The organism is Sphingomonas sp. (genome assembly GCF_040398505.1).
GTDB lineage: Bacteria > Pseudomonadota > Alphaproteobacteria > Sphingomonadales > Sphingomonadaceae > Sphingomonas.
Genome location: NZ_JBBATX010000017.1, coordinates 14,415 through 25,106, shown reverse-complemented (window position 1 = coordinate 25,106; position 10,692 = coordinate 14,415). Strand labels below are relative to the sequence as shown.

At 66.0% G+C, this 10,692-nt stretch carries 11 protein-coding genes and 1 pseudogene; 11 read left to right on the top strand and 1 reads right to left on the bottom strand.

The features are described from left to right. The 4 genes and pseudogenes from hisG to ABWP09_RS04030 form a co-directional block, all read left to right on the top strand. Nucleotides 1-107, top strand: a pseudogene (hisG, locus tag ABWP09_RS04045) (ATP phosphoribosyltransferase); the annotation flags it as partial. A 127-nt stretch (nt 108-234) separates the two neighbouring features. Further along, entirely contained in the window at nt 235-1,518 is a 1,284-nt protein-coding gene (gene hisD / locus ABWP09_RS04040) for a histidinol dehydrogenase (RefSeq protein ID WP_353203875.1), read from the top strand. Between the two features lie 293 nt (nt 1,519-1,811). Further along, nucleotides 1,812-2,282: a transcription antitermination factor NusB gene (gene nusB / locus ABWP09_RS04035; protein WP_353203874.1), complete on the top strand. Its 471-nt coding sequence runs from the start codon at nt 1,812-1,814 to the stop codon at nt 2,280-2,282. Nucleotides 2,283-2,284: 2 nt separating this feature from the next. Continuing rightward, on the top strand, nt 2,285-2,461 hold the full coding sequence (locus tag ABWP09_RS04030) for a DUF4169 family protein (protein WP_353203873.1): 177 nt from the start codon (nt 2,285-2,287) through the stop codon (nt 2,459-2,461). Here the strand turns inward: ABWP09_RS04030 and ABWP09_RS04025 are convergent, their stop codons facing one another. After that, on the bottom strand, nt 2,462-3,283 hold the full coding sequence (locus ABWP09_RS04025) for a universal stress protein (protein ID WP_353203872.1): 822 nt from the start codon (nt 3,281-3,283) through the stop codon (nt 2,462-2,464). Between the two features lie 140 nt (nt 3,284-3,423). Between ABWP09_RS04025 and ABWP09_RS04020 the strand changes: the two genes are divergently transcribed. The 7 genes from ABWP09_RS04020 to infA all read left to right on the top strand — a co-directional run bounded on the left by ABWP09_RS04020 (nt 3,424) and on the right by infA (nt 10,497). Further along, nucleotides 3,424-4,440 (top strand): thiamine-phosphate kinase, encoded by a 1,017-nt coding sequence (locus ABWP09_RS04020; RefSeq protein WP_353203871.1) that lies wholly within the window; start codon nt 3,424-3,426, stop codon nt 4,438-4,440. Between the two features lie 102 nt (nt 4,441-4,542). After that, nucleotides 4,543-6,699 carry a sodium-translocating pyrophosphatase gene (locus tag ABWP09_RS04015; protein ID WP_353203870.1) on the top strand — a complete coding sequence of 719 codons (2,157 nt, stop codon included), beginning with the start codon at nt 4,543-4,545 and terminating at the stop codon, nt 6,697-6,699. Nucleotides 6,700-6,897: 198 nt separating this feature from the next. Beyond that, a complete protein-coding gene (locus tag ABWP09_RS04010; RefSeq protein ID WP_353203869.1) occupies nt 6,898-8,847 on the top strand; it encodes an alpha/beta hydrolase family protein in 1,950 nt (649 codons plus the stop codon). Nucleotides 8,848-8,964: 117 nt separating this feature from the next. Then, nucleotides 8,965-9,354, top strand: coding sequence for a hypothetical protein (locus ABWP09_RS04005; RefSeq protein WP_353203868.1), 390 nt, complete (start codon nt 8,965-8,967; stop codon nt 9,352-9,354). Between the two features lie 51 nt (nt 9,355-9,405). Then, nucleotides 9,406-9,594: a type II toxin-antitoxin system HicA family toxin gene (locus ABWP09_RS04000; RefSeq protein WP_353203867.1), complete on the top strand. Its 189-nt coding sequence runs from the start codon at nt 9,406-9,408 to the stop codon at nt 9,592-9,594. Nucleotides 9,595-9,607: 13 nt separating this feature from the next. Continuing rightward, entirely contained in the window at nt 9,608-9,997 is a 390-nt protein-coding gene (locus ABWP09_RS03995; RefSeq protein ID WP_353203866.1) for a type II toxin-antitoxin system HicB family antitoxin, read from the top strand. Nucleotides 9,998-10,278: 281 nt separating this feature from the next. Next, the gene (gene infA, locus ABWP09_RS03990; protein WP_010162480.1) at nt 10,279-10,497 is read left to right on the top strand and encodes a translation initiation factor IF-1; all 219 of its coding nucleotides are present in this window, start codon (nt 10,279-10,281) and stop codon (nt 10,495-10,497) included. The last annotated feature ends 195 nt before the right edge of the window (nt 10,498-10,692 follow it).

Here is a 10,692-nt window from a genome sequence, read left to right as displayed (position 1 = left end):
TTACCTCGCGGCTGATCGTCAACCGCGCCGCGTTCAAGACGCGCGGCGAGATCGTACCCTTGGTCGAGGCGTTCCGGCGCGCTGTTTCACAGGAGCGCGCGGCATGAGCGGCTTCGTCTTCCTCCCCTCCCTGAAAGGGAGGGGTCGGGGGTGGGTCGGCTCGTGGTTGAACGCAGCACCCGCCCCATGCGCACCCACCCCCTACCCCCTCCCTTCCAGGGAGGGGAGGACACCATGCTGAAGCTCACCACCACATCCCCCACCTTCGCCGCCGACTTCACCGCGCTCGTCAACGCCCGCCGCGAAGCCGATGCCGATGTCGCGCGCGACGTGGCCGCCATCATCGCGCGCGTGCGCGATCAGGGCGACGCCGCGCTGGCCGATTATACGCAGCGCTTCGACCGTCACGATCTGAACGCGACCGGCTGGCAGATCGACCCCGCCGACTGGCGCGCCGCCTACGAAGCGCTCGATCCCAAACTACGCGACGCGCTCGACCTCGCGGCTCAGCGCATCGCCACCTATCACGAAAAGCAGAAGCCCGTCGGGTCGGACACGACCGACGCCAATGGCATCCGCACCGGCGCGCGCTGGAACGCGATTCAGAATGCCGGGATCTACATTCCCGGCGGGCGTGCCGCATACCCGTCCTCGGTGCTGATGAACGCGATCCCCGCCAAGGTCGCGGGGGTCGAGCGCGTCGTGATGGTCACCCCCACCCCCGATGGCGAGATCAACCCGCTGGTGCTCGCCGCCGCGCACATCGCCGGGGTCGATGAATTGTGGCGGATCGGCGGGGCGCAAGCGATTGCCGCGCTCGCTTATGGCACCGAGCGGATCGCCCCGGTGGACGTCATCACCGGCCCCGGCAACGCCTGGGTCGCCGAGGCCAAGCGCCAGCTGTACGGCGTGGTCGGCATCGACATGGTCGCTGGCCCCTCCGAAATCGTTGTGCTGGCCGACGGGCAGAACCGCGCCGACTGGATCGCCGCCGATTTGCTGTCGCAATCCGAGCATGACCCGACCAGCCAGTCGATCCTGTTGACCGACGATGCCGCCTTTGCCGACGCCGTCGCGGCGCAAGTCGACGCCCAGATTGACACGCTCGCCACGGCAAAGGTCGCGCGCGCGGCGTGGGATGCGAATGGCGCGATCATCGTCACCGCCAGCCTGGCGGAGGCGATCCCGCTAATCGACCGGCTCGCCGCCGAGCATCTCGAGCTCGCCTGCGACGATCCGCAAGCGCTGTTCGACCAGATCCGCCACGCCGGCTCGGTCTTTATGGGCCGCCACACGCCCGAGGCGATCGGCGATTATGTCGCCGGGCCCAACCACGTCCTCCCCACCGGCCGCCGGGCGCGCTTCGCCAGCGGCCTGTCGGTGCTCGATTTCATGAAGCGGACCAGCTTCCTGCAATTGGGGCCACAGGGGCTGGCCGCGATCGGCCCCGCCGCCGTCGCGCTGGCCGAAGCCGAGGGCTTGCCCGCGCACGCAAGATCGGTGGCTTTGCGGCTCTGACGCACTGCGTCCGCGCAGCCGAAATCACTCTTGCCGTGGCGGCGAGAAGAAGATTTTCTCGCACAAAGCCGCAAAGACACGAAGGGAAAGCAATAAGGGTCACCCCCTTTTTGTGCCTTTGTGTCTTTGTGCGAGGCATCCTTCCTCTCGTCCCGTCACGCAGGGCCGCGGTCGGTGGCGCTGCGGTTGAACTGAGCTCAACAACCCAATTCTGTCATCCCCGCGAAAGCGGGGATGACAACAGCGCGGGTTAAACGGTTCACCTTCCCCGCATCCTCCGCTAAGGCCCCGTCATGTCCTCCCACGCATCCCCCCGCACCGCCGAGCGCTCCAAAGCGCGCGCTGCCGCCCGTCTCGCCGCCGTTCAGGCGCTGTACCAGCATGACATGGAGGCGACTCCGGTCACGCAATTGCTCCATGAATTCCACAATCACCGCCTCGGCGCGACGATCGAGGATATGGAATATGCCGAGCCTGAGGTCGATTTCTTCGATGATGTCGTAAAGGGCACGCACGCGCGGCTCGCCGAGATCGACACGATGATCGCGGCAAAGCTCGCCAAGGGCTGGAGCTTGACCCGGCTCGACAAGGCGATGCGCGCGATCCTGCGCGCCGGCACCTACGAACTGCTCGCGCACGCCGATGTCGCGGTCGGCACCGTCATCACCGAATATGTCGACGTCGCCCACGCTTTTTTCGACAAGCGCGAGGCGGGCTTCGTCAACGGCCTGCTCGATGCGATCGCCAAGGACGTCCGCACCTAGCCGTGGCGGAGATCGTCAACCTGCGGCTGGCGCGCAAGGCGAAGCGGCGCGCCGCGGGCGATGCGGTCGCCAGCGCCAACCGCGCGAAATTCGGCGCGACCAAGGCCGAGCGGTCGAAGCTCGCGATCGAAACGAACCGCCGCGATCGCACGCTGGACGGGGCGAAGCGCGCCGATTGATCAGAGCGAAATCGGCACGTCCCCGGTCGTCGGCAGCGCCAGCACCGGGCACGTCACTTCGCGCACCACCCGGTCGGTCGTGCTGCCGCGCACGAGATCGAGCAAGTCGCGCCGCGCCGCCATCGGCATCACCACCAGGCTCGCCTGACGCGCCTGATCGAGCAAGGTGTCGACCACCGGCCCCTCGATTCGCCGCACCGCCAGCGGCGCGCCGTGGCCGTCGAGCAGGACCGGCGCGACCGGCCCGACATGCAGGAAATCGATTCCCACATCGACGCTCTCGAGCAGCGACTTGAGATGCGGCACGGCGCCTTGCGGGGCGGGCGCGTGATCGACCGGGACGAGCACCGAAGCAAGATGGAGATTGCCTGTCATCGAATCGACAAACGGCCGCGCCAGCGGGCCGAGGATCAGCGTCGGGATAATCGTCTCGCGCGCCACGTCGGTCGAGACCGAGGGGGCGAGCCAGCGGCTGAGCCCGGTGCGGCCATGGCTCGCCATCACGATCAAATCGGGGCAATGATCGGCGAGGAAGCGCGTCAGCCCGTCGCCCGTCTCGATATCGCGGATTTCCACCTTGCGCACGTCGATCCCGGTCACCGTCGCAATGTCCTCGGGTTCCGCATCCGCCGCGAGCAAGCCCCAGCGCTGCAGCGTGGCGCGCACATGCGGAAAGCGATCCCACTGCGCGTCGGCGCGCGGATCATGGACATGCAGCAAATTGAGCTGGCAGCGATTGGCCAGCGCGAGATACAGCGCATGTTCGAAGGCGGCTTGCCCCTCAGGGGAAAAATCGGTCGGATGCGCGATGGATTGGATCATGGGATGTCCCGCTTTTGGCTCACCGAGACGCGGCGAATAGGGGGGATCGCGCGGCGACGCCATCGATATAACGCCGGCGCGGGCGTCGGGTCGCTCGCCTTGGGCAGACATAGGCTCGCCAGACCGCTAAACCCCCTGCCGTGACCGAAGCCGAATTCCTCGCCGCGCTGCGCACCCTCCCGCTCCACCCCGGTGCGGCGGGGTTGCGTGATGATGCGGCGACGCTCACCCCCGGCGGTGACACGCTCGTGCTCAGCACCGACACGATGGTCGAGGGGGTGCACTTTCCCGCCGACATGGCCCCCGCCGATGTCGCGTGGCGGCTCGTCGCCTGCGCGCTGTCGGATCTCGCCGCCAAGGGGGCGGAGCCGGTCGGCGTGCTGCTCAACTATCCGTTGCGAAATCCTCCTCCCATGCCTTCCCCGGCGAAGGCCGGGGCCCAGTCGTGGGCCGCTGATGGCGAAGGTCCGCGCGAGACGATCTCGACCAGCGCGACTGGGCCCCGGCCTTCGCCGGGGAAGGACGAAGGGGAAGGCAGCGGATGCTTAGGCTGGGACCACGCCTTCCTAGACGGCCTCGGCCACGTCCTCGCCCACTACACCGCCCCCATCATCGGCGGCGATACGGTATCCATCCCGCCGCACGCCCCACGCGTCCTCACCATCACCGCGATCGGTCGCGTGACGCACCTGCCCGTGCCGGTCCGTTCGGGCGCGAAGCCAGGCGATTTGCTTTGGATCACCGGCACGATCGGCGCGGCGCTGCTCGGGTTCGAGCGGCCCGATACCGCGCCCAATGCCTATCGCCGCCCAACCGTGCGCATCGCCGACGGCACGCAGCTCGCCCCGCATGTCACCGCCATGATGGACGTGTCCGACGGGCTCCTGCTCGACGCGCAGCGCATGGCCGCCGCCAGCAAGCTCGCCGTAGCCATCGCGCTCGATGTTGTCCCCGTGCCGCGCGAGTTCGCCACCGACCGCCTCCGCGCGGTGACGTGGGGCGACGATTACCAATTGCTGTTCGCCTTGCCGGCGGGCGTCGCTCCCGCCGTCGCGGCCACCTGCATCGGCGCGTTCGCGCCCGGCAGCGGCCTGACGCTCACCGAGCATGGCACCCCCGTCCACCTCCCCCCGCGGCTCGGCTATCAGCACGGCTGAGACAGCGGGTTGCCAAGCGATCCTTCGGCGCTACTCTGTGGGGATAAGCGTGGGGGCACGGCATGTCCGGAACCCGCACCGACACATTAGGGAAGGATTTGCATGACGATCGTCTATGCCGCCATTATCTGTGGGCTTATCGCCGTCGCCTACGGCATCATCACCATCCAGCAAGTGCTGCGCGCGCCTGCCGGCAATGAAAAGATGCAGGACATCGCCGCCGCGATTCAGGAAGGCGCCAAGGCCTATCTTGGCCGCCAGTACCGCACCATCGCGATCGTCGGGGTGATCGTCCTCGCGCTCGTCTGGGTCTTCCTTGACGGGCTGGGCGCACCGGTTTCGGCGGTCAGCTTCGCGCTCGGCGCGATCCTGTCGGGCGTCGCCGGGTTTGTCGGCATGAACATCTCGGTCCGCGCCAATGTCCGCACCGCCGAGGCCGCGCGCACCTCGCTGCAAGGCGGCCTGACGATGGCGTTCCGCTCGGGCGCGGTGACCGGCCTGCTCGTCGCAGGACTCGGCCTGCTCGCGATTTCGGGCACCTTCTGGTATCTCGCGGGCACGGGCGGCGTGAATGCCGGTGCGCCGGTCGTGGTCAAGGCGCTCACCGCTTTGGCGTTCGGCGCCTCGCTCATCTCGATCTTCGCGCGTCTGGGCGGCGGCATCTTCACCAAGGCGGCCGATGTCGGTGCCGATCTGGTCGGCAAGGTCGAGGCCGGCATCCCCGAGGATGACCCGCGCAACCCCGCGACGATCGCCGATAACGTCGGCGACAATGTCGGCGATTGCGCCGGCATGGCGGCCGATCTGTTCGAAACCTATGTCGTGACGATCGGCGTGACGATGATCTCGGTCGCGCTCGCGCTCAAAAATGCCGATCATCTGCTGCAAGTGATGACGCTGCCGCTCGCGGTCGGCGGGGTGTGCATCCTCACCTCGATCATCGGCACCTATTTCGTCCGCCTCGGCGGCAACCAGAACATCATGGGCGCGCTCTACAAGGGCTTCTGGATCGCGATCGGCCTGTCGATCCCCGCCATCTATTTCGCCACGCAATATACGCTCGGCGACATGAACGCGCCGCTCGGCGGGAGCAGCTTCCTCGACGGCAGCGGTGCCTCCGCCGAAGCGATTGCGGGCAGCGCAACCGCCAGCTTCACCGGCATGAAACTGTTCTATTCGATGATGATCGGCCTCGCCGTCACCGGCCTGCTGGTGTGGATCACCGAATATTACACCGGCACCAACTTCCGCCCGGTGCGCTCGATCGCCAAGGCGTCGGAAACCGGCAGCGGCACCAACGTCATTCAGGGCCTCGCGATCAGCCTCGAATCGACGGCGCTCCCCACGCTCGTCATCGTCGTCGCGGTGATCGCGGCGTATCAGCTCGCGGGCGTGATCGGCATTGCCTTTGCCGCGACCGCGATGCTGGCGCAGGCCGGGATGGTCGTCGCGCTCGATGCGTACGGTCCGGTCACCGACAATGCCGGCGGCATCGCCGAAATGGCGGGCCTGCCCGATGATGTGCGCCACAAGACCGACGCGTTGGACGCGGTCGGCAACACCACCAAGGCAGTGACCAAGGGCTATGCGATCGGCTCGGCCGCCCTCGCAGCCCTCGTTTTGTTCAACGCCTATACCTCCGATCTGGCGCGCGATTTCCCCGATCTCACCGTCAATTTCCAGCTCTCCAACCCGTACGTCATCGTCGGCCTGCTGCTCGGCGCGCTGCTGCCCTATCTGTTCGGCGCGATGGGGATGACCGCGGTCGGCCGCGCGGCGGGCGAAGTCGTGAAAGACGTGCGCGATCAGTTCGCCAACAATCCCGGCATCATGACCTATGAGACCAAGCCCGATTATGCGCGCACGGTCGATCTCGTCACCAAGGCCGCGATCAAGGAAATGATCGTGCCGAGCTTGCTGCCGGTGCTCTCCCCCGTCGCGGTATATTTCCTCATCACGCTGGTCGCGGGCCAGGCCGAGGGCTTTGCGGCCTTGGGCGCGATGCTGCTCGGCGTGATCGTCTCGGGGCTGTTCGTCGCGATCTCGATGACGAGCGGCGGCGGGGCGTGGGACAATGCCAAGAAGTATATCGAAGACGGCCATCACGGCGGCAAGGGCTCGGAAGCGCACAAGGCCGCGGTGACGGGCGACACCGTGGGTGACCCGTATAAGGATACGGCGGGCCCGGCGGTCAACCCGATGATCAAGATTACCAATATTGTCGCGCTGCTGCTGTTGGCGGCTTTGGCAGCCGCCTAACGCGCAGCGTTAGAAGGCGATCCGCCAAAGCCCGGACGGCCGGATCGGGCGGGGCAAAGTCCCCGCCCGATCCGGCCGACGGCGTGGCTTCGCCACGACGTCCTGTCACCGCTATTTTCTCCCCAACACCTTGCCTCCCCCACGCCCCCCGATAAGGTGCGAGGTGATAAGAAGCATGACGGGTCGGGGGACAAAATCATGAACTACAAGGCTTTTCGCGGCGCGCTATGCGGCGTGGCGTTGCTCGCGGCGGTGCCTGCTGCAGTTCAGGCGCAAACCCCTGCGGCCCCAACGCCGACAACCGCCCCCAACCCGATTCCGGCCGAGAAATTCGCCCAACTCCCCTTCCTCGACCGCCCCGCCCTCTCACCCGACGGCACGCACGTCGCGGTACAGATCGCCGTCAACGGGCAGCAGCGGTTCGCGATCGTTGATGTCGCCGACACCCGCAAGACCGTGCTAATTTCGCCCGGCGATTCCGATCTCACCGGCTGGGCGTGGGTCAATAACGACTGGCTGATCCTGACCGTCGGCAGCACCGCCCCGGTCGAGGGCGACAGCTGGTACCTGCGCCGCACGCTCGGGGTCAGCGCCGACGGCAGGAAGATCAACGTGCTCGGCAAGGATCTCGCCGCGCAAAGCGCCGATGACATTCTGTGGATCGCGCGCGACGGCACACCGCACATCCGCCTCGCACTGCAAACCTCGATCTACACCAGCGACGCCGGCTTCTGGCCCGAGGTGCGCGATTACGACGTCAGCACCGGCAAGAGCGTCCGCGTTCAGGCACCGTATGAAAAGGTGTTCGACTGGTATGCCGATCCGGCCGGCACGGTCCGCTACGGCCGCGCCTATGACGATGAGTCGCGCTCCTACCGCTTGCTGTACCGCGATGCCCCCGGCCAGCCGTTCCGCACCGTCAGCAAGGCCGGGCGCGGCGGATCGCTTGCCACCACCCCGGCAATGTTCCTGCCCGAACCCGGCAAGGCGCTCGCCTATGACGATAGCGACGGGTTCGACGCGCTTTACGCTTATGATCTCACCACGCTCAAAACCGGCGCGAAGCTGTTCGGCGTGCCCGGTTTCGACATCAGCGGCATCATCACCGCCGATGGCGGCAATCGGCTGGTCGGCGTGCGCTATATCGACACGCGCCCGCGGACACACTGGTTCGATCCCGCTTTGGCCGACATACAGGCCAAGATCGACGCCGCGGTCGGCACACGCGCTGCGCAAATCGTGTCGTGGAGCCGCGATTTCTCGACGATGATCGTCCACGTCGGCGGCCCGGATCGATCCGGCGGCTATTATGTGTTCGGGCAGGACGGCGTGCTGCACATGCTCGGCCTGGTCAACGAATCGCTCGGCATCAAGCCCTACGCCCCGGTCAAGACGATCAGCTACAAGGCCCGCGACGGGCTCGAGATCGCCGGCGTGCTCACCGTGCCGCGCGGCAAGGATCCCAAGAACCTGCCGCTGATCCTGATGCCGCATGGCGGGCCGTTCGCGCGCGACGATGAGGAATGGGATTGGTGGGCGCAATTCCTGGCCGACCGCGGCTATGCCGTGCTGCAACCGAATTATCGCGGCTCATCGGGCTATGGCGATGCCTTCACCAAAAAGGGCCGCGGGCAATGGGACCTGGCGATGCAGGACGATCTGACCGACGCGGTCAAATGGGCGACCGCGAGCGGGCTTGCCGACGCCAAGCGCGTCTGCGTCGTCGGCGCATCCTATGGCGGCTACGCCGCATTCCGCGCGGCGCAGCGCGACACCGGCGTGTATCGCTGCGCCGTGTCCTATGCCGGCGTGTCGGATATGCCCGCGATGCTGCGCTATAACGGCGAATTCCTGAACGGCGGCCGCGCCAAGGATTACTACCGCGAACAAGCGCCCGATCTGAAGGGCGTCTCCCCCATTTACGGCGCGGCGGAATTCTTGATTCCGATCCTGATTATGCACGGCAAGAAGGACACCGTCGTACCGGTCAAGCAATCGCGCGACATGGCGGCGAAGCTGAAGGCAGCGGGCAAGCCGTACCGCTATATCGAGCAACCGATCGGCGACCACCACTTCAGCCACTATGCCGACCGCGTGCAGTTTTTGAAGGAACTGGAGGGGTTCCTCGCCACCAACAATCCCGCGTGAGCGCTACGGGCCGCTCGCCAAAGAGCACGAGGATATAGGCGGCCACGGACATTTTCTCTATGTATTGCTCTGAGATCTCCAGTCTGTTATGTCGCGTTTCCCACGCGAAGATTCTTTATGAGCTATACTCAAATACCGGTTGATTTCGAGGTTTTCAAAGCCCTTACCGCGCTACGGCCCGATCCTACCACGACAGAAAACGACGTACTGCGAACCCTTCTCAAGCTGCCACCTGCAACGGCAGAAATAGCCGACTTCCGAACGGGCGGCATGTGGCACAGCGATGGCGTGCATTTCCCGGTCGGCACGCGCTTGCGTCACCGCTTCCGAAACGGCCTCATTGTCGAAGCGCGGATCACCGAAAGCGGCATACAATTCGGCGACAAGGTCTACGCCGGTTTCTCGCCCGCCGCGATGGCTGCGGGCGGCACGCACGCCAATGGTTGGAACTTCTGGGAGGTGGAAACCCGCGGCAAGTGGCTCAAGGCCACGTCGTTGCGTCAATGACGACGCTTGGCACCACCGCCATTGTGTATTACATACACAAAGAATGCCGCCATGCGTAGCGGCGAGGTGATCCGGAGGCTCGAAGCGGCGGGATGGTTGGAAGTGCGTCAGTCTGGCAGCCACAAGCAATTCACGCACCCCGCCTTGCCGGGGCGCGTCACCGTGCCGCATCCCAAGAGCGACTTGCCCATCGGCACGCTCAAAAGCATCGAGCGGCAATCGGGCCTCAAACTGCGCTAAGCGCGGTGTCGCGATGACGGCGGTCTATTATCCCGCCATCATCGAACGCGGGGCGCACGGCTACGGCGTGTTCTTTCCCGATTTGCCCGGCTGTGTATCGGCGGGCGACACGCTGCAGGACGCAGCACGCAATGCCGAGGAAGCGCTCGATCTGCATTTGAGCGGGCTGGCCGAGGACGGCGTCGCCTTCCCCGCGCCAAGCGACCTCGATGCAATTCCGACCGACCCGGACGTAATCGAGGCTGCGCGGATGCTCGTTCGGGGGGAACAGCCAGGGCGATCGGTACGGGTTCAGGTGTCGATTGACGAAGGGTTGCTCGCGCGCATCGATCGCGTCGCCCCCAATCGTTCGGGCTTTCTCGCCGATGCCGCCCGCGTCGCGCTGGCCGCCCGGAACGCTTAAGGCGCCCGGATTAAGCGCTGTCCTACACCCGCCCCCTCCGGCATACTCCGCACCGGCCCGCGCCTTAACCCGGCGTCGGCCCGCTCTTTCCCACCGCTGGCCGCTCACCCCCGCGATGGTGCGACTCGTGTGACTTTAAGCCCGCGCGCACCCCCCACGATGGTGCGACTCGTGTGACTTTAGCGCGGCCCCTCTACGTTGCGCAGGGCCCGCTTCCCTTTTGCGCGTCCATCCGCTATGCGCCGCGCTCACGAATTCCCGTAATGTCCCCAGAGGTTTGTTTGGCAAAAGAAGAATTGCTCGAAATGCGCGGCCAGGTGGTGGAGCTTTTGCCCAACGCCATGTTCCGCGTGAAGCTTGAGAACGACCACGAAATTCTTGGTCACACCGCCGGCAAGATGCGCAAGAACCGCATCCGCGTGCTGGTCGGCGACGAAGTGTTGGTCGAACTGACCCCGTATGATCTGACCAAGGGGCGGATCACGTACCGGTTCAAGTAAGCGGCGCACCCGGGATTGAAGCGGTGAGCCCTCCCCTTTTTCCGTTCGGGCTGAGCTTGTCGAAGCCCTGCGTGCCACATGCCGAGCCTTCGCTTGTGGAGAGCTGCCCTTCGACAGGCTCAGGGCGAACGGAGTTGCTTTGACCCTCATCCTCGCCTCCACCAGCCCCCGCCGCGCCGAGCTCCTCGCGCGGCT